Source organism: Xanthomonas sp. NCPPB 4467 (genome assembly GCF_041475665.2).
Taxonomy (GTDB): domain Bacteria; phylum Pseudomonadota; class Gammaproteobacteria; order Xanthomonadales; family Xanthomonadaceae; genus Xanthomonas; species Xanthomonas dyei.
On the sequence record NZ_CM191260.1, the window covers coordinates 5007146 to 5025136 of the forward strand.

The following is a 17991-nucleotide window of genomic DNA, read 5'->3' on the forward strand; positions in this document are numbered from 1 at the left end:
CGGGCGAGATGGCGTGCAACGGTGTGTGCAACCGCGCGTGCACCTGGATGATCGTCGTCATGGCGTCGTCTCCGCCGTGACCACGAACGGTTGCCCGGTCAGCCGCTGGATTTCGATCAATGCGCTCTGCGCTTCCACTGCGGCAGCGAGTTGCTGCTGCCGTGCATCGCTGCGCTGCGCCTGCAGCTGCGCCCAATCCAGATAACTGGTGGCACCGGCGCGGTAAGCGCGCTCTGCAGCGGTATCGGCGCGTGCCAGCGCGGGCAGCACCTCTTCGCGCATGCGCGCCACTTCCAGCTGGCCGGCGCGGTAACGCCCATGCGCATCGGCCAAGGTGGCGTACAGCTGCAAGGCCTGCGATTGGCGTTCGATGTCCAGCAGCGACAGCTCGGCCTGCGCGGCGCGGATGTCCGGCTGCGCGCGACCGGCGCTGCCCAGTGCGAGCGACACACTGCCGACCAGCGCGGTGGCGTTGTTGCCTTCGAGCCGGCGCACACCCACTTGCCAGTCCAGGTCCGGGCTGGCCTGGCTGCGGGCCAGCTGCAACCGCGCATCACGCAGGCGCTGCTCGTTGTTCAGGCGTGCCAGCTCCGGTGTGCTGTCGAGTAACTGTGCCAGCACCTCGAACTCCGGGATGGCCGGCAGTTGCAAGGCATCGCCGCTGATCTGGTCGGCCTCGATGCTGCGCGCGCCCCATAGCAGCGCCAGTTGCCGACGTGCCGCGGCCAGTTCCAGCTGCGCGCGGTCGCGGTCCAGTTCCGCACGCGCCTGCAGGGCCTGTGCGGTGAGCAAGACCGATTCGGGCGATGCGCCGGCCTGCAACCGTTGGCGGGCGGCGGACACGGTGCGTTGGCGCTGCGCCAGGGTTTCCAGCGCGATGGTGTGGCGCTGGCGGGCGGCGGTGATGGCCAGATAGCGCCGCGCCACGTCGGCCAGCACGTCCAACCGCGCGATGGCACGTTGCGGAGCCAGCGCATCGATGCGCGCCTGCGCCAGGGTGCGGCGCGCATCCAGCTTGCCGCCGCGTTCCAGCACGCTGGCCAGGGTGACGGTGAGTTCGGCCTGGTCCAGCGCGCGGGTCGGCCCGCTGCCGAATACGTTTTCGATCTCCGCGCCGATGCGCAACTGCGGGCGCAACGCATCGCGCTGCGCCTCGGCGGTGAGCACGGCCTGCTGGCCGTCGGCCAGACGTAGATCGGGGTGCTTGGCGGCGACGCGCGCGATGGCGTCGTCCAACGTAAGCACGGTTTGGGGCGGTACGTCCTGCGCCATGGCGCACGGCACGACCGCGAAGGCGGCAAGTGCCGCCAGTCGCAACCACATGAGGGTATCTCCGCGAATCGGGATCGATGGACAGGCCGGCAGCCGCCGGCAAGGCATCAGGCCGCGATCGGGGGCCGCAGCAAGGTATCGATCAGATGCGAACGGTAGTCGGAGGTCAGCGCGGCCGGCTGCGCGTGTGCGCGCATCGGCAGTGGACCCCAGGCGATGGCAGGCAGCATCGCCGGGCTATGCCCATGGCAGTAACCGCTGTGCATCAACGCATGCAGCAGGCCAGCACCATCGCGCTCGCCGGCATCGTCTTCATCGGCGCCGTCGTGGCCGTGCGGCGCGCTGTCGTCCAGATGCGCCTGGTCGTGCGCCAGCGCATGCACATCTCCCAGCGCACAGGCCACCGGGGCGACCAGCACGCCCATGACCAGCACCGCCAACGCCATCAGGCGCAGCAGAGGGTGCAACAGGCGGGCGCGGCGAAGCAACATGGGGCGCAGCGTATCGGGGCCAGGGTAGTTACACAATCGCATGCACGGCTAAGAGCGGCCAACAGCACCACTGCGCGGCCGCCAGGCGGGTGCGGTCGGTGCTCGGTGCGGCATGTACCACTCCTACACTCCGGTTCTGAGCGCGCCACCCGCACTCACCTAACGACCGCTTCGCTACGTTTTGTTAGCCGCTCTTAGTTGGAAGCTCAGGGCAGAGCCTTGGTGGGCCGAGGGTGCGGTGCCCTCACCGCTCGCGGGACACGCCGTGAACCCTTCCCTGGGGGCTCGGTGGCGGCATCCATGCCGCCAACGGTCCCGCAAGCGGCGGGGACACCGCACCAGAACGTTGGTCGGTGGTCGCGTAAAAGCCGCTTGTAGCGCGCTGCACATCAAACATTGCGCCGGCGCGTCACGATCCGACAACGCGCATCAAGCACTGCTCCTACCGTTCATACCGACCATGTCCACTGGTCCTTGCCCGCCCACCGTCGCGGGACCTTACGCGGCATGGATGCCGCGTAAGAGCCTCCAGGGACGGATTCACGGCGTGTCCCGTGATGGTGGGCGGGCAAGGGCCCTGCAGCCCAACCACAGATCAGACGCTCTACAGGTGGTCCTGTCCGCCGCTCCAAGTGCTCCCAGTGCTCCTAGCCATCACGGCGCCACGGTGCGGACCCGCTTGGCATCGGCCGGGCGCGCCTTGCTCTGGGCGATAAACGCACGCACCTGCTGCTCCAGCACCGGCAGGGTGACCGAGCCCTGCTTCAGCACCACGTCGTGGAAGGCCTTGATGTCGAAGCGCTCGCCCAGCTCGCGTTCGGCTTCGGCGCGCAGCTTGACGATGGTGATCTCGCCCAGCTTGTAGCTCAGCGCCTGGCCGGGCCAGGAGATGTAGCGGTCCACTTCGGTGGTGACTTCATGCTCGCTGAGCGCGGTGCGGTCGCGCAGATAGGCCAGCGCCTGCTCGCGGGTCCAGCCGTCGTGGTGTACGCCGGTGTCGATCACCAGCCGGCAGGCGCGCCACATTTCGTAGGTGAGCCGGCCGAATTCCTCGTACGGGGTCTCGTAGATGCCCATCTCCTGGCCAAGTTTTTCGGTGTACAGCGCCCAGCCTTCGCCATAGGCGGAAATGTAGTTTTCGCGCCGGAATGCCGGCTGCTCGCCCTGCTCCAATGCGAGCGAGCCCTGCAAGGAATGGCCGGGCGAAGACTCGTGCAAGGTCAGCGCCGGCAGGTTGTACAGCGGCCGCGACGGCAGGTTGTAGGTGTTGACCCAATAGGTCGTGGCGCCACCGCGCCCGGCGGTCCAGAACGGCGCGATATCGGCCGGCACCGGCTTGATGGTAAAGCGTCCGCGCGGCAGCGTGCCGATAAACCTGCCCACCTGCCCGTCCACGCGCTTGGAGATCCATGCGGCGCGATCGAGCAGCTCCTGCGGGGTCTTGGCGTAGAACTGCGGGTCGGTGCGCAGGAAGCTGAGGAACTGCGCGAAGCTGCCCTTGAACTCCACCTGCTGGATGATGGCGTTCATCTGGGTCTGGATGCGCGCCACTTCGTCCAGGCCGATCTGGTGGATCTGCTCGGGCGTCAATTCCAGCGTGGTGTATTCGCGGATCTGCTGCCGGTAGAACGCCTTGCCATCGGGCAGCGCTTCGGCGGCCAAAGTAGTGCGCGCCTTGGGCATGTAGTCGGTGCGGAAAAAGGTCAGCAACTTGGCGTAGGCCGGAAGCACCGCGCCGCTGACCGCAGTCTTGGCCTGCGCACGCAACTGCGCCTGCTCGGCGGCCGGGATCTGCGCCGGCAGTTGCTTGAACGGCGCGTAGAAGGTGGACTCGGTGGGGTCCTTGACCTCGGCGACGGTGGCGATGGAGACATCGCGCCCGTCCAGCACCGCGCGCGGCACGCTGAAGCCGCGCGCCAGCCCGGTGCGCATGTTGACGATCTGCTGATCGAAATAGCGCGGCACATCATTCAAGCGCGCGATGTAGGCGCGGTACTCGGCGGCGGTCTTCATCGGCCGCTGCGCCATGAAGCCCAGGTTGGACCAGAACGAGCTGTCGGAATTGAACGGCATCTCGTACAGGCGCAGACGCACTTCGGCCGCGAGGTTTTCCACCTGCGGGCGATAGATCGCAAGGTTGACCTGGTTGGCGGGCGAGAGCTGCTTGGGGTCGATGCCGTCGAGCCGCTTGAGCACACCCTCCCACACTGCTAGACGCGCCTGCTGCGCGGTCGCGCCGACGTCCGGCAGCTTGGTGTTGTCGCCGGTGGTGTCGGTGTCTTCATCGGCCTGGCCGGTTTCGGCCTGACGCCATGCCCACTCTTTTTCGTAGATCGCGCGGAAGCGCGCGTCGGCAGGTGCTTCGGCAGTCAGCGTGGCCGGAGCCGCGACGGGCGGAGCGGCGACAGCGCCGAAGGACAGGCCCAGCAGGGCGAGCGAGAGTGCAGCGGCGAGAGGAGAGGTCACGTGCGGAGAGCCTGATCTGGAGCGAACGCCCGATCATGGCAGCCCCCGGGAGCGCTGCCATGGGCCGGAAGTCCCAACGCGGGCCGGCGCACGGGTGTGGCTGGAGTATCGGCGGCTGGATTGATATGGCGGGGCGAGTCGGGGACTGGCCCCATCCGCCCTGCGGGCACCTTCCGCCGCAGGCGGGGGAAGGGACGTGGTGGGCTTGTCAGAAGCCGGTCGTCACCTCTTCGCCGGAGGTAAAGGTTCGCCGGAGGTAAAGGACGTGACGTGCTTCGCCCCCTCTTCCGCTTGCGGGAAAGGGTCGGGGTGAGGGCCGCTCGAGGCCGATAAACGTGGCTTCGGCTCAGGCCTTACGCACTACCACCAGATGCCGTTCGCCATCCAGGCCAGGCACCTGCAGCGGGTGTACCTCGGCCAGCGTCCAGCCGGCCGGGAGCGCGGCGATTTCCTCGTGCGGATAGACCCCCTTCATCGCCAGCAGGCTGCCGCCCGGGCGCAGCAGGTGACCGCCGACGGCGATGATGCCGGCCAGCGTATCCAGCGCGCGGGCGGTGAGGTGGTCGTAGGCGGCCGGCTCATCCAGCGCTTCGGCGCGCGACTCGGCCACACGCGCATTGCCCAGCGCCAGGTGACGCAGCGCCTCGCGCATGAAGCGCGCCTTTTTGCCGTTGCTTTCCACCAGGGTCACCTGCAGCTGCGGGCGGGTGATCGCCAGCGGGATGCCGGGCAGGCCGGGGCCGGTGCCCAGATCGGCCAGGGTACCGCTGGCGATGTACGGCTGCATGGCCAGCGAATCGAGCAGATGGCGGGTGACCATCTCGCGCGGGTCGCGCACGGCGGTGAGGTTGTAGGTCTTGTTCCAGCGCACCAGCAGCGTGAGATAGCGCAGCAACGGCGCGGCGAAATCCGCATCCAGGGATTGGGCCTGCAGGCCATGCGCCAGTGCAGCGGAGACATCGGGGGGAAGTGCGGCATCGTTCATGCCGCGATTATCGCAGGTGGGCGTGGCGTGGCGTGGCGTGGCGGGATTGGGGATTGGGGATTGGGGATTGGGGATTGGGGATTGGGGATTGGGGATTGGGGATTGGGAATCGGGAATCGGGAATCGGGAATCGTCGATGCTCGCAGGAATGATCTGAAGCAGCATTCAAACGGAGCGTGCGTCGACGCAGTCGGCCGGCACTTCACGGCATTGGTTGGCGGCCGCGATACGGCAACGCATCGCGGGCGTGCGGTCCGGCGTGTCCGGCGATGCGGGCGCATCGCTTACCGGCATCGGCGTGATCCCGGTCACGCGGCATGGAGCTGTGCCGTTGCCGGACACGCAGCGGTAAGACAGCGGCGCTACATCTGCAGGCTCCCCCGTTGCGCGAAGGACACCCCATGACCGCTTCCGATCCCGCGCGCCGCCGCGTGTTGCAAGGTTTGGGCGCCGGGCTGTTGCTGCCGGCCGCCGGCGGTGGGTCTGCACGCAGCCTGGCCGCGCCCTCCGGGCGACCGATCATCACCGATGGCGTGCAGAGCGGCGATGTGCGCGACGGCAGCGCGCTGCTGTGGAGCCGCGCAGACCGCCCGGCGCGGATGCGGGTGGAATGGGATACGCGGCCCAGCCTGCGCCAGGCGCGCCGCGTGGAGGGAGGCATGGCGGTACCCGCCCACGATTTCACCGCGCGCGTGGACCTGGGCGGGTTGCCGTGCGATCAGGACATCTTCTATCGGGTGCGCTTCGAGGACGCCGACAGCGGTGTGCTGAGTGCGCCGCATGGCCATCTGCGTAGCGCACCACAGACGCGCCGCGATGTGCGTTTTGTCTGGAGCGGCGACACCGTGGGCCAGGGCTTCGGCATCAATCCCGACATCGGCGGCATGCGCATCTACAGCGCGATGCGCGCACGCAACCCGGATTTCTTCCTGCATAGCGGCGACACCATCTACGCCGACAGCCCGATCCCGGCCGAACTCACCGTGGAAGACGGCAAACGCTGGCGCAATCTCACCACCGCGGCCAAGAGCAAGGTGGCCGAAACGCTGGACGAATTTCGCGGCAACTACCGCTACAACCTGCTCGACGACCATGTGCGGCGCTTCAATGGCGAGGTGCCGCAACTGTGGCAATGGGACGACCACGAAACCACCAACAACTGGTCGCCCGGCAAGCAACTGGATGCGCGCTACCAGGTGCGCGACATCGGCGTGCTGGCCACACGTGCGCGCAAGGCGTTCCTGGAATACGCCCCGATGCGCGGGGTGCGCGCCGATGGCAATGGGCGCATCTATCGCAAGATCGGCTATGGCCCGCTGCTGGATGTATTCGTGTTGGACATGCGCAGTTATCGCGCTGCCAACAGCGACAATCTGCAACCCACGCCAAGCGCGGACACCGCATTTCTCGGCGCCGAGCAGCTGGCCTGGTTGCAGCGCGAGCTGGCCGGCTCGCGCGCGCAGTGGAAGGTGATTGCCGCCGACATGCCGATCGGTTTGCAGGTCCCCGATGGCGAAGACGGCAACGGGCGCCCGCGCTGGGAAGCGATCGCCAACGGCGATGACGGCGCGCCGCGCGGACGCGAGCAGGAGATCGCCGCGCTGCTACGCTTCATCAGCCGCGCGCGTATCCGTAACACGGTGTGGCTGACGGCCGATGTGCATTACTGCGCCGCGCATTACTACCACCCGGACCGCGCGGCGTTTCAGCAGTTCGAGCCGTTCTGGGAATTTGTCGGCGGCCCGCTCAATGCCGGCAGCTTCGGGCCGAATGCGCTGGATGCCACCTTCGGCCCAACGGTCGTGTTCCAGAAGGCGCCGCCCGCGCCGAACACCTCACCGTTGGCCGGGTATCAGTTCTTCGGCGAGGTGGAGATCGACGGCGCCAGCGGCGTGTTGACGGTGACCTTGCGCGATCTCGATGGCGTGGCGCAGTTCCGTCAGCCGATCCTGCCGTATGGCGCGGAGTCTCACGCGGCGGGCTGAGGATAGAACGCCAACGCGGCGCGGCAGTCCGGCGCGACCCACCATTCGTGCAGCTGCCACTGTGCGGCATCACCTAGTTCGGGGTCGCACCACTGCAGGTGCAATGCGCCATCCGAGTCAACGGCGTACGCAAGCCGATGCAGACCGAACGACAGGCCATGCCCGTAGGCCTTGAGCAAGGCCTCCTTGGCGCACCACAGGCGGAAAAATAGCGCCTGTTGCGCATCGGCCTCCAGCGCCGCCAGCAACGCCAGTTCGTCCGGATGAAAGAAACGCTGCGCGATGTCCAGCAGGCGCGGGCGGGCGCGGATGCGTTCCAGATCCACCCCCAGCCGCACGCCGCGGCCCAGCCCGACCAGCAAGTAATCGCCACTGTGGCTCCATCCGGTATCCCAGTCGGGCAGCGCCGGCTGCAGCGAAGGGCGACCACGCGCATCGCGCAGCAGCGGCACCGCGGCCGGGTCGATCGCCAGGGCCGGGCCTAGCAGCTGCCGCGCCTGCGGTTCGCCGCGCTCACCGGGCCGATGCGGGCATAGCCATAGCTGCACCGGGCCATGCTGCCACCCAGCGTGCGCTGTCACGCCGTGCACACCAACCCCAACGCTTGGACAGTGCGTGGGTCGCACGCGACAGCTGCTTCACGGCGCGCTGCGTCCAATGGCGCGCATGCACCGCTCCCGGTGCAAGCGAACGAGGAGATTGGCACCATGGGCATCATCATCTGGTTGATCATCGGCGGCATCGTGGGTTGGCTGGCCAGCATCATCATGCGTCGCGATGCACAGCAGGGCATCATTCTCAATGTGGTGGTCGGCATCGTCGGTGCCATGATCGCCGGCTGGTTCTTAGGCGGCGGCATCAATCAGGCGATCACGCTGATGACCTTTGTCTGGTCGCTGGTGGGTGCGGTGATTCTGCTGGCCATCGTCAATCTGTTTACCCGTGGCCGGTTGCGCTAACAGCGTCGGACAAACTGGTGGGTGCGGCCGTCAGGTGCATGCGGATAACACGGCGTCATCTTAGCGTACGCGCGGCATATGCCTCCGGGCATCGGCCGCATCCACTCAGTAGTCTCCTGGCTGTTTTGCTGGTCGCTTTAAGAACGGCTAAAGAGCAGTCGCCGGTGGAGATGGACGGCACGGGAGAACCGCAGCGTACGAGCGGTACATACTGGCTTCGAGCACCGTCCGCGCACCTAACGACTACGCGGTCGATTGGTTAGCCGATCTGAATCGCGCAACATCGGTGACGACACTGCCCGGGCTTGCCCGGGCAGTGTCGTTTCAGCTGCCGGCAGCGGCGCGATCTGCCGGATGGTTGACGCCATCGTGCACCTGCACCGCAATGTTCAGCGCGTACGGGTTGACGCCGTCCAGGCAGCCGACGTTGTAGCCGTATTCGTTGGGATTGGAGCGGCGGCGGTGATGGGTGTAGATGCCGCACACGCCGCAGAAATAATGCGCGGCGGCGTGCGTGTTGAACTGATACAGGCGCAGCACGTCTTCGCCCTGCCGGACGTGCAGGCCATCGAGCGCGACCGAGGCGACGATGGCGCCACGACGGCGGCACATCGAACAATCGCAACGGCGTGGATCGAGCAGGCCGTGCGGCAATTCCAGGTCGATCTGCACGGCGCCGCAATGGCAACTCAAACGGTGGACCGGCCCCAGCGTCACGTCGCCGATCTTGTGCGTGCTGCGACGCAGGTGACGCTCGCTCATGCGCCGGCCTCCGCCAGTTGCACCCAGGCCGGGGCGTGGTCGCTGGGGCGCTCCCAGGTGCGCGGTTCGCGGTCGATGCCCGCCGCCACCGCGCGTGCGCGCAGCGCATCCGACACCAGGGTCAGGTCGATGCGCAGCCCCAGGTTGCGGCGGTACGCGGCCTGGCGGTAATCCCACCAGCTGAACTGCTCGGCTTGGTCATGATGCAAACGGAACGCATCGTGCAGGCCCAGCGCCAGCAATTTTTCCAGCGCGGCGCGCTCGGCGGTGGAGGTGAGGATGTGGGTCTCGTTCCACACCACCGGGTCGTGCACGTCGCGCGCGTCCGGGGCGATATTGAAGTCGCCCAGCACCACCAACTGCGGATGGCGCTGCAGCTCCTGCGCGATCCAGGCGTGCACCGCATCGAGCCAGCGCAGTTTGTAGGCGTATTTGTCGGTGCCCACGTCCTGGCCGTTGACCACGTACAGATTGATGATGCGCACGCCATCGACGGTGGCGGCGATGACGCGCTGTTGCACGTCATCGAACCCGGGGATGCCCATCTGCACGTCCAACGCCGGCGCGCGCGACAGGATCGCCACGCCGTTGTAAGTCTTCTGCCCGCAGAACACGCTGCGGTACCCAAGCGCGGCCAGCGCCGCATCCGGGAACTTGTGGTCTTCCAGCTTGGTTTCCTGGATGCCCACCACGTCCGGCGCGACATCGGTGAGCCACTGTTGCAGGTGCGGCAGGCGCACGTTGAGCGAGTTGACGTTCCAGGAGGCGATCTTCATGGCGGGGGCCGTGGTCCAAACCACCAATGGTACCGCGCCATCTGCCGACGCCTCAGGGCTGCCCCACGATCCGCACACCCAACTGGTTGGCGACCGGGCGTTCGCGGCCCGGAATGCCGGTGTGGATGGGGCGGTTGAGCGTGCGCACGCGGCCGTCCACGCGGGCGGCCAGGGTGCTGGAGCCGCCGCCGTCCAGGTTGATGGCCGCATAGGCACCGAGCTGCTGCAGCACGGCGGTCAGCGCATCCAGCGTCATGCCGGCGCTGTAGCCGGGTTGGCGGCCGTCGACCACCACCATCCACAGGGTGTTGCCGGCGCGGTCCAGGCCCAGCGCGCTGCGCGGTTCGGGGCCATTGTAGTAGTCGGCTTGGGTGGCTTCGCGCGGTTGGCGCTTGCCATCGAGCAACAGCAGCGGGCCGGCGCCCACACCGACGCGCGTGCCGGACGGGCAACTGCCGCGCACGATGCGCACGGCGTTGCGCGCGCTCACGCAAAAAGCGGCATCGACACGCGCATCACTGGTGGCGGCGGCCGAATCGAGGTGGCCGTCGTCGATGGCTAAACCTTCGGCGGTGACGCCCTGCCCAGCCGCCGGCACGAATGCCTTGTCGAATAGATGCCCGCCATCGAACGGCAGGAAGTAGTCGGCGTTGATCGCCAGCGCCAGCCCGTTATCGCGCACGAAGGCAGTGGTGGGGTTGGCGAGGAATTCGCCACCGCCGCTGCGGTCGCCATGCGTGCCGACCATTTGCAGGCCCGGCGTGGTCAGGTCGATCTGGGCGATGTGCAGCATCACCGGCTGCGGCCCATCCACGCGCTTGCGCCAATAGCGCACGCCCGGCGCCAGCGTGACCGGCGCGGCAGGTGCGGGCACCGGTTGCACCAGCGGCTCGATGGTCACGCGCGCACGCGCCTGCGCGCGATCCAGCGCAGCCAGGACCGCATCGATGCGTGCCGGTGGTGTGCGCAACAGCAGCGCTTGCGCCGGTGCCGACTGCAGCAGCTGTGCCAGGCCGATGCAGCGCGCGCCACTGCAGGGTGCCGCGTCGCTGCCCACGCGTGCCGGGCCGTCGGCATCGTCCAGCACCTGCAACGCAATACGATTGTGCTCGGCCGGTTTGCAGCGGGTTACCGCCGCCAGCACGTCGCCGGGCCATTGGCCCCAGCAATCGCCGCTGACGATGGTCTCCATCGCCACAAACGGCGGCGTTGCTGCGGGCGTGGCCGCTTGGTCGGCACACGCATTGCCGATGCATGCGGCCATCAGACAAATACCCAGTGCCGCAGCAAAGCGTCGATCAGAACGCATAGTCCACTCCCAGGTAATACGCGCGGCCGTTATCCAGTTGCTCGCGCATCAATTGCTGATCGGCACCGATGACGCGGGTCAGCCGCGCGTTGCTGAGGTTGCGGCCCTGCACGGTCATGCGCAGCTTGCTGGACAAGCGCCACGCCAGCTGTGCGTCGTAGCTGGTGATGGCATCGTAGTAACGGTCGTTGACGCGGTTGTCGGTGGCTGCGGACAGCAATTGCAGACCAGTGTAATTGGCGCTGACGCGTGCACTGAAGCGGCCGAGGTCGTACAGCAGCGAGGCATTGGCGCTGCGCTTGGGCGATTCCATCAGGCCGGGCAGCGCGCGCAGGCTGCCATCGCTCATCTGCACGTCGGCGGTGCGCGGGTCGAGCACGGTCAGATTGGCCATCGCACCCAGATGCGACCACGCACCCGGCAGAAAATCGAACCGCGTATCGATGGCGGTGAACTCGACGCCGCGCACGCTGGCCGCGCCGGTATTGATCGCCTGGGTGGTGGTGACCTGATACGTGCCGACCAGCCCACCCGGATCGCGCTGCAGATCGGTGTTGGTGACGCGCACGATCTCGTCGTCGATGCGCTTGTGGAACACCGCCATCGACACCTGCGAATCCTGGTCCGGGTACCACTCCAGCGACAGGTCCAGATTGTCGGCGCGGCGCGGACGCAACTGCGGGTTGGCGATGCTGCGGTTGATGGTCAAGCCGGTGGTATCGACCACCGGGCTGCTGTTCTGGCCGATATCGCCGTAGGTGGGCAGGCCGATGGTGCGGCTGCCGGCCATGCGCAGTTTCAGCGCCGGGGTGATGTCCCAGGCAAGGTTGGCCGATGGCAGCAGAAAGCGCCGGTCGCTGGCGTCGGATTGCTGCAGATAATTGGTGGTGCTGCTCAGCGGCTGCGGCACCGCACTGAGCACCTCGCGCTGCAGATACTCGTTGCGCAGGCCGAACGTGGCCTGCGTGCGTTCGCCATGCCAGGTGCCCATCAGGTAGGCCGCGCCATTGCGTTCGTCGATACGGAAATCGCTGATCGCGCTATTGCGCGCATTGGTGTTGGCCAGCACGTAGGCGCTTGGCGAAGCGGCCGCAAACGCGGCCACCCGCGCAGGGTCGACCAGCAGCAGGCAGCTGAAATCTGCATACGGACAGATGCGCGCATCGTCGGTCCCGACCGTCGCCAGGCTGACCCGCCCGACCGGATTGCGACGCACCTCGTCCAGGTTGTAGCGCTGCTGCAGATCGCGGTACTGCAGGCCGGTCCGCAGCCCCCATCCCTGCGCATCGGCATCGGCGTTCTGGCTGTAGTCGACCTTGACCGTGGTGGTGTCGGTGCTGCTCTTTTCCACCCGGGTCAGAAAGTACGACTGCAGGTAGTTGGCCGGATTGCTGTAGTAGCCGGGGTCGACCAGGGTGATGGTCGGGCGCGTGTCGTTGCCCAGCACGTAGCCGAATCCCAGCCGTGCGGAGGCGGCCGCAGTGAACACGTCTTCGCGCGTGTCTTGTCGATACTTGCCGGTGGCACGGTTGAACAACACATCGATGTGGCCCTGCGGATTGAGGCGGAAGCTGCCGCTGGCTTGCGCATAGCGCAGCGTGCGGGTCTGGTCGAAGCGGTTGGCGTCGGTCTGTGCGCTGCCCTGCGCGTAGAGGCCGTCGTCGGCATCGGCCACCAGCGCATTGCCGACCCGGTTGATCCACTGCGAGCGGCGTTGTTCGTCGTTGCCGTGTTCGAAGGAGCCGGCGCTCAACGCCAGTTTCAGCGCATCGCCATCGTCGTATTCCAGCTTGCCGAACACGCTGCGGCGCTGACGCACGTTGTCGTAGCTGAGCGGGCGGAAACGGTCCGGGGCGATCGCCATGCCGTTGGTGTCCAGCGTGGGGACCAGGGTCTGCCGCGCGCCGTTGGCGTAGTAGCTGTAGCTGTCGATGGCGGTGTTCAACGACGACGAATCGCGACGGAAATAATCGGCCGACAGCACCACACCGAAGCGGTGGTCCGGCCCGAAGGTGTTGCTGAAACTGCCCTGTACCTGCCCGGACGGCCCGCTGCCTTGCAGCTGCCGGCGGTTTTCCCAATCGGCCAGATTCGCGCGCACGGTGGCGAACGGGCCGTCGTGATCGAACGCGCTGCGCGTGCGCAGCGCAGCGATGCCGCCGATGGCATTGCTGTCCATGTCGGCGTTGAAGGTTTTGTAGATGTCCACCTGCTGCGCCAGCGATGCGGGAATCACATCCAGCGACTGCACGCGCCGGCTGGTTTCGGTGGACGGCAGCGCCACCCCGTCGATGAGCACCGTGTTGTAGTCGGGATTGAAGCCGCGCAGGCTCATGAACTGCGCCTCGCCGCGGCCGTTGTTGACCACCATCGACACGCCCGGCACGCGCTGCAACGCCTCGCCCAGGCCGAAGTCGGGGATCGAGCCGATATCGTCGGCCGCCACGCCATCGGAGACCACCGCCGCTTCGCGCTTGGCGCCGATGGCCTGGCGGATCGACAGGTGCTGGCCGGAGACCTGCACGGTGTCCAGCTGGACGGGTGCGTCGCTGGCGGAAGCCGCCGGGGACGGCGCCGGCTCGGCGGCATGGGCGCTCAGGCTGGCGCTGACGCACAGGGCCAGCAGACACAGGCGGGGGCACGGGCGGGTGCTGAGGCGGGACATGGGGCGGCCGGTCGAGGATGAGGTGGCTAATTTAATAACTTACTGTGAATTAATTATTTCAGTCGCGGGCGGGTAAGCTTGTGTCTCCCCCGCGCTACCCTCCCCCATGGCCTCTCCCGCCGCCTTTGCGCTGCCACCGCACACGCCCGCCGTGCCCGGCTTGAGCCTCAACGAGCGCGACATGCTCGACCGCTTGCGGCTGGCCGGGGTGCTGACCCGCGCCGACTTGAGCCGCGGCACCGGGCTGACCGTGCAGACCGCAGTGCGCCTGATCGAGGGCCTGCAGGCGCGCGGCATGGTGCACATGGGCAGCGGCATCGCGCGCGCCGGGCGCGGCAAGCCGGGCGTGGCGGTGTCGTTGAACGCGGGGCACGGCCACACGCTGGGCATCTCCATCGCCACCGATGCGCTGAGCCTGGCGCTGATGGATTTTTCCGGTGCGGTACTGGCCGTCACCGAGGTCGCGCTGACCGATACCACCTTGTACGGCGTGCTGACCCAGTTGCAGGCCGCCGATGCCGCGTTGCTGGCGAGCGTCGACGATGCAGGCCCGCGGCTGGGCATCGGCGTGGCGATGAGCGGGTTTTTTACCGGCGTGGACACCTTCATTAATCCGCCCGAGCCGCTGCGCGCCTTGGGCCAGGTCGCGCTGTGTCCGTGGCTGGCCGATGCGTTTACCCAGCCGGTGTGGATGGACAACGACGGCAGCGTGGCAGCGGCGGGCGAAGCGATGCTGGGCGTGGGCCGGCGGCATCGCGATTTCGCCTATCTCTACCTCAGTTACGGCTTCGGTGGCGGGCTGGTGGTCGACGGCCAGGTGCTGCGCGGCGCCCGCGGCAACGCCGGTGAGTTCGCCGGTATGCTGCCGGCGCAACAGCTCGAGCGCGCCACGCTGGAGTTGCTACGCGAACTGGTGGCAGAAGACGGCATCGCGCTGCCGGATGTGCGCGCGTTGCTGTCTGCCTACGACCCGGCATGGCCGGCAATCGATCGCTGGATCGCGCGCAGCGCGCCAGGCGTGTCGCTGATCGTCTCGGCGATCACTGCAGTGTGCGACCCGGAAGCCATCGTCTTCGGCGGCCGCCTGCCGGCCGATCTGGCGCAACGGCTGATCGCCGCCGTGCAGATCGACAACCAGCCGCGCCGCGGCCAGGGCCGCCCGATGCCACTGCTGCTGCCGGCCGAAGCACCGGCCGATGCGTGCGCGATCGGCGCGGCAACGCTGCCGTTGAAGGCGCGCTACTTCCGTTGAGTGGCGGCAGCGCTGCAGCGGCGCTGGCACGCACAGTGCCTGGCCGTCGAACACACATGCGCTCGGCGACTACATTGGATAAGTCGCATCATCGTGCTGCCGCAACACGCGTGCGGCAGCAATAGCCGAACACTGCCACTGCCAGCGCACGTGCCTGTTGCTGCTGCTGTTGCGGCATCGACTCCAGCAACTCGTCTTCTGCCTGCAACGGTGCGGCTGCATCCAACGCACGGCCCGGCGGTTGCCGCGCGGCCAGTCGCCACGCGGCTGCATACACCGGATCGGGCGCGTGCAACAGCGGCGATTCCACCACCTGCGCCAGGGTCTCGATGGCATCGCGATGGCCTGCCAGCGCCAGCGTTTCCAGCTCGGCCACAATCGCGGCCACCTCCTGTTCGTCGCTCGCCGACAGTTGCGCGGGCATGCCGGCGGGTGCGACGGCCACCGCACGTTGCAGTAACTCGGTCACATGCTGTGCAAGCAGATAGCGTTGCGCGTCGGCATCGCCGTGCGCTGCGGCCGTGCGCAGCAGTGCCTCGATCTGCAACGGCGTCCCGGCGACGCAGCGACGCGCGTCCAACGGCGGACTGTGCGTGCCGCCGTGCGCGATCTGCGCCGCGCGTTCCTCGCCCTGGTCGCGACAGGCCAGCTGTTGCATGGCGCTGTCGAACAGGCCCTGCGCGGCGCGTGCAGACGGTTGCGCGGACGCAACGCCGGCAGGCAGCAACTGGGGCGCAGCGACGCTGCGCTGCAGAGCCGATGCAGCCGGCGTGCGCAGGCCCCACATCCCTGCTGCCGACACCGCTGCAATCACACACATCGCACCCGCCACCGGCCAGAGCAGCCGGGGCCGATGGCATGGCTGCGTGCCGACGTTCAGCGCAGGCGCCGGCATCAACGCAGCGCCGCTTCCAGCGCGGCGCGATCGAACTGCAACGGATTGGCCTGGCGCAGACGCTCCAGTGCAGCGGTGGCGGCCTGGTCGCGCAATTGCACTTCGATCTGCCCGCGCGCTGTCTCCAGCGTGGCGGGACTACGCGCATCCACCCGAATCAGGTGATACCCCTCCGGCCCGCGCACGGGGGCCGACACCTCCCCCACGCCTATTCCCTCTACCGGCGCAACAAAGGCATCGGCCACATTGCGCAGGAAAATCGATGACAACTGGCCGCCCTCGGCCGCGGTGCTGCCATCGTCGGATTCGCGCATCGCCAGTTCTTCGAAGGGCGTCCCGGCATCCAGCTGCTGCTTGAGCTGCTGTGCGCGTGCAAGCGCCTGCGCATCGGTCAACGGTGTGCCACGCCGCGCATCGCCTTGTGGCTGCAACGCGACGAACAGATGGCTCAGGCGCACCTCGTCGTAATCGTGCGGATGCGCATCGAACTGCGCTTGCACCTGGGTCGCCTCGATCGGTGCGGCATCGCGTGCGCGCCGCTGCATCGCCTCGGCAAGAATCGCATCGGTGGCCTGACGGATGTGCGCGGCCACCACCGGGTCGTCTTGCAGATGCGTCTGACGCGCCTGGTCCACCAGCAGCAGCCGGTCGGCAAATTCGCGAACGAAACTCGGGTCGGCCGCAACGGCCGGATTGGCGTTTTGCGGCAGATCGGCCAGGGCCAGCGCGCGATATTCCGGCGCAGTGAACGTCTGCTGCCCGATCTGCAGCACCTTTCCGGAAGCCGGGCCAGCCTGCAGGTGTGCATCGGCCGTGGCGGCCTGCGCCAGCGGCGTGCAGCAGGCAAGGCTCAGCGAAAGCACTTTGAAAAAATGCGGTGTGGAAAACATGGGCAATCTCCGTGATGGCATGAACCGGCGGCGGCAGGTGCCGTCGCCGGGACAGCCGGCCCGCACGGGCCGGTAACAGCTGCTTGAAGCGGCTAACACAACGTAGTGAGCAGTCGTCAGGTGGGCGTGGACGGCGCGCTCAGAACCGGCGTGTATGAGTGGTACATGCCGATTCAGAGCACCGTCCGCGCCCGCCTGGCGGCCGCGCAGTCGTTTTGTGAGTCGCTCTTAGTCGTGCTTGCCGCGCGCATGCAGGTAGGCGATGGCCGCTTTTGGGTTGTCGCTGGTGATCAGGCCGAAGGCCTCGTCGCGCACGATGAAATCCAGATTGCCGCGATTGTCGGCCGTGTCGCGGCCACCGGCGTAAGAGAAATACAGATCCGACAGCGCGTAGCAACAAGCGCCGCTGTTCTGATAGAACTTGCCGGCAGACGGGCCATCCGGAATTGCCTGGAACACGCCCACGCGATAACCACGCTCGCGAATGAAATCGGCATCGCTCTGCAGCAAGCCGCCGAGTTGTTTGACGTTGATCTCCATCGTCTGGTTACCCGAGTTCATCCATGCCGAGATCGTCTGGCGCACATTGATCTTGCCCAGCATGTTGGTGGTGAACACCGGAATGCCGACCATGCCGCTGCCATCGGCACGGTAAGCATCGCGACTGGTGTACAGCGTTGCATTGACCTTGGCGGCGACGTAGCTGCCGGAAGCGATGCCAAACACCTTATTGGCTGCACTGCTGACCGCACGCACGGTTTTGGCGTCCTTGATATCGAACACCATCGGTGTGCGCAGCTGGCGCTGTTTGTAGTAGGCGAACAGCTCATCCACACGCGGCACGTGATAGCCGGTGGTGGTACGACGATTCGGCGCCAGCAGGAACAACTGGCTGACTTCCGACCACGGGGTGACCAACACGGATGGGTTGACGCCCTGATTGGTGATCGGGTCGTACTTCACCCCCGGATGGTGCTGCCACACCGTGGTGGTGCGCCCCAGGTTGTAGTCGTGCAGTAACACCGGCACGCCATCGCTGGTGAGCTTGACGTCCAGCTCCACGCCATCCATGCATTGGTCGTTGGCAGTCTGCAGCGAACCACGCGAGTTTTCCGGCATGTCGGCGATGCCGGCGTAGTTGCCCCATAAGCCGCGGTGCGCCAGCACGACGGTATTGGAGGAGTTGAACAGGATGCGTTGCATCTTGACGTCGGAGCTGTCGCTGCAGGCAGCCAGTGCCAGCTGCGGCAGTGCCGCCAGCAGGGCCAGTGCGCCGAGCAGGCG

15 protein-coding genes and 2 other RNA genes are annotated in these 17991 nt (G+C 67.2%); 4 read left to right on the forward strand and 13 right to left on the reverse strand.

The genetic code is table 11. The features are described from left to right. Positions 1-57: 57 nt before the first annotated feature. The gene (locus ACCQ06_RS22020) at positions 58-1323 is read right to left on the reverse strand and encodes a TolC family protein (protein WP_316689432.1); all 1266 of its coding nucleotides are present in this window, start codon (positions 1321-1323) and stop codon (positions 58-60) included. Between the two features lie 56 nt (positions 1324-1379). Then, positions 1380-1763, reverse strand: coding sequence for a hypothetical protein (locus ACCQ06_RS22025; RefSeq protein ID WP_170068563.1), 384 nt, complete (start codon positions 1761-1763; stop codon positions 1380-1382). A gap of 112 nt (positions 1764-1875) precedes the next feature. Between ACCQ06_RS22025 and ACCQ06_RS22030 the strand changes: the two genes are divergently transcribed. Further along, a non-coding RNA gene (locus ACCQ06_RS22030) (sX9 sRNA) lies at positions 1876-1953 on the forward strand. A gap of 464 nt (positions 1954-2417) precedes the next feature. Here ACCQ06_RS22030 and ACCQ06_RS22035 read toward each other — a convergent pair. Further along, positions 2418-4229: a DUF885 domain-containing protein gene (locus tag ACCQ06_RS22035; RefSeq protein ID WP_316689434.1), complete on the reverse strand. Its 1812-nt coding sequence runs from the start codon at positions 4227-4229 to the stop codon at positions 2418-2420. Between the two features lie 346 nt (positions 4230-4575). Then, positions 4576-5214: a 16S rRNA (guanine(527)-N(7))-methyltransferase RsmG gene (gene rsmG, locus ACCQ06_RS22040; protein ID WP_316689436.1), complete on the reverse strand. Its 639-nt coding sequence runs from the start codon at positions 5212-5214 to the stop codon at positions 4576-4578. A 401-nt stretch (positions 5215-5615) separates the two neighbouring features. Between rsmG and ACCQ06_RS22045 the strand changes: the two genes are divergently transcribed. Continuing rightward, positions 5616-7199: an alkaline phosphatase D family protein gene (locus tag ACCQ06_RS22045; protein ID WP_316689437.1), complete on the forward strand. Its 1584-nt coding sequence runs from the start codon at positions 5616-5618 to the stop codon at positions 7197-7199. On the opposite strand, the gene ACCQ06_RS22050 is transcribed toward ACCQ06_RS22045, so the two are convergent. Then, complete coding sequence (locus tag ACCQ06_RS22050; RefSeq protein ID WP_228323725.1) at positions 7184-7780, reverse strand: 4'-phosphopantetheinyl transferase family protein; 597 nt, start codon at positions 7778-7780, stop codon at positions 7184-7186. The two genes, ACCQ06_RS22045 and ACCQ06_RS22050, sit on opposite strands and share 16 nt — an antisense overlap. A 126-nt stretch (positions 7781-7906) precedes the next feature. Here ACCQ06_RS22050 and ACCQ06_RS22055 point away from each other — a divergent pair, with 126 nt between their 5' ends. Continuing rightward, a complete protein-coding gene (locus tag ACCQ06_RS22055) occupies positions 7907-8158 on the forward strand; it encodes a GlsB/YeaQ/YmgE family stress response membrane protein (protein ID WP_104615144.1) in 252 nt (83 codons plus the stop codon). A 324-nt stretch (positions 8159-8482) separates the two neighbouring features. Here ACCQ06_RS22055 and ACCQ06_RS22060 read toward each other — a convergent pair whose 3' ends face one another. The 4 genes from ACCQ06_RS22060 to ACCQ06_RS22075 are packed head-to-tail and all read right to left on the reverse strand — an operon-like array spanning position 8483 to position 13670. Further along, positions 8483-8920 carry a GFA family protein gene (locus ACCQ06_RS22060; RefSeq protein ID WP_104615145.1) on the reverse strand — a complete coding sequence of 146 codons (438 nt, stop codon included), beginning with the start codon at positions 8918-8920 and terminating at the stop codon, positions 8483-8485. Then, the gene (gene xth / locus ACCQ06_RS22065) at positions 8917-9696 is read right to left on the reverse strand and encodes an exodeoxyribonuclease III (protein ID WP_316689441.1); all 780 of its coding nucleotides are present in this window, start codon (positions 9694-9696) and stop codon (positions 8917-8919) included. The genes ACCQ06_RS22060 and xth overlap by 4 nt, the downstream gene beginning before the upstream one ends. A 52-nt stretch (positions 9697-9748) precedes the next feature. Beyond that, positions 9749-11005 (reverse strand): phosphodiester glycosidase family protein, encoded by a 1257-nt coding sequence (locus ACCQ06_RS22070; protein WP_316689442.1) that lies wholly within the window; start codon positions 11003-11005, stop codon positions 9749-9751. After that, on the reverse strand, positions 10995-13670 hold the full coding sequence (locus ACCQ06_RS22075) for a TonB-dependent receptor (protein WP_316689444.1): 2676 nt from the start codon (positions 13668-13670) through the stop codon (positions 10995-10997). The genes ACCQ06_RS22070 and ACCQ06_RS22075 overlap by 11 nt, the downstream gene beginning before the upstream one ends. 106 nt (positions 13671-13776) lie before the next feature. Here ACCQ06_RS22075 and ACCQ06_RS22080 point away from each other — a divergent pair, with 106 nt between their 5' ends. Next, positions 13777-14922 carry an ROK family transcriptional regulator gene (locus ACCQ06_RS22080; protein WP_228323721.1) on the forward strand — a complete coding sequence of 382 codons (1146 nt, stop codon included), beginning with the start codon at positions 13777-13779 and terminating at the stop codon, positions 14920-14922. 88 nt (positions 14923-15010) lie between these two features. Here the strand turns inward: ACCQ06_RS22080 and ACCQ06_RS22085 are convergent, their stop codons facing one another. From ACCQ06_RS22085 to ACCQ06_RS22100, 4 genes are all read right to left on the reverse strand, one after another. Beyond that, the gene (locus ACCQ06_RS22085) at positions 15011-15709 is read right to left on the reverse strand and encodes a hypothetical protein (RefSeq protein WP_372365896.1); all 699 of its coding nucleotides are present in this window, start codon (positions 15707-15709) and stop codon (positions 15011-15013) included. Between the two features lie 107 nt (positions 15710-15816). Then, on the reverse strand, positions 15817-16707 hold the full coding sequence (locus tag ACCQ06_RS22090) for a peptidylprolyl isomerase (RefSeq protein ID WP_316689448.1): 891 nt from the start codon (positions 16705-16707) through the stop codon (positions 15817-15819). Between the two features lie 90 nt (positions 16708-16797). Continuing rightward, positions 16798-16874: non-coding RNA, sX9 sRNA (locus ACCQ06_RS22095), on the reverse strand. 61 nt (positions 16875-16935) lie between these two features. Continuing rightward, positions 16936-17943, reverse strand: a complete 1008-nt coding sequence (locus ACCQ06_RS22100; protein ID WP_316692723.1) for a glycerophosphodiester phosphodiesterase family protein — start codon at positions 17941-17943, stop codon at positions 16936-16938. Positions 17944-17991 lie beyond the last annotated feature (48 nt).

What these genes read in the sequence shown, in the direction of transcription:
- ACCQ06_RS22060 (WP_104615145.1), bottom strand. Translation starts at nt 8,920, where the DNA reads ATGAGCGAGCGTCACCTGCGTCGCAGCACGCACAAGATCGGCGACGTG.
- ACCQ06_RS22025 (WP_170068563.1), bottom strand. Translation starts at nt 1,763, where the DNA reads ATGTTGCTTCGCCGCGCCCGCCTGTTGCACCCTCTGCTGCGCCTGATG.
- ACCQ06_RS22090 (WP_316689448.1), bottom strand. Translation starts at nt 16,707, where the DNA reads ATGTTTTCCACACCGCATTTTTTCAAAGTGCTTTCGCTGAGCCTTGCC.
- ACCQ06_RS22020 (WP_316689432.1), bottom strand. Translation starts at nt 1,323, where the DNA reads ATGTGGTTGCGACTGGCGGCACTTGCCGCCTTCGCGGTCGTGCCGTGC.
- ACCQ06_RS22070 (WP_316689442.1), bottom strand. Translation starts at nt 11,005, where the DNA reads ATGCGTTCTGATCGACGCTTTGCTGCGGCACTGGGTATTTGTCTGATG.
- rsmG (WP_316689436.1), bottom strand. Translation starts at nt 5,214, where the DNA reads ATGAACGATGCCGCACTTCCCCCCGATGTCTCCGCTGCACTGGCGCAT.
- ACCQ06_RS22075 (WP_316689444.1), bottom strand. Translation starts at nt 13,670, where the DNA reads ATGTCCCGCCTCAGCACCCGCCCGTGCCCCCGCCTGTGTCTGCTGGCC.
- xth (WP_316689441.1), bottom strand. Translation starts at nt 9,696, where the DNA reads ATGAAGATCGCCTCCTGGAACGTCAACTCGCTCAACGTGCGCCTGCCG.
- ACCQ06_RS22085 (WP_372365896.1), bottom strand. Translation starts at nt 15,709, where the DNA reads ATGTGGGGCCTGCGCACGCCGGCTGCATCGGCTCTGCAGCGCAGCGTC.
- ACCQ06_RS22055 (WP_104615144.1), top strand. Translation starts at nt 7,907, where the DNA reads ATGGGCATCATCATCTGGTTGATCATCGGCGGCATCGTGGGTTGGCTG.
- ACCQ06_RS22045 (WP_316689437.1), top strand. Translation starts at nt 5,616, where the DNA reads ATGACCGCTTCCGATCCCGCGCGCCGCCGCGTGTTGCAAGGTTTGGGC.
- ACCQ06_RS22080 (WP_228323721.1), top strand. Translation starts at nt 13,777, where the DNA reads ATGGCCTCTCCCGCCGCCTTTGCGCTGCCACCGCACACGCCCGCCGTG.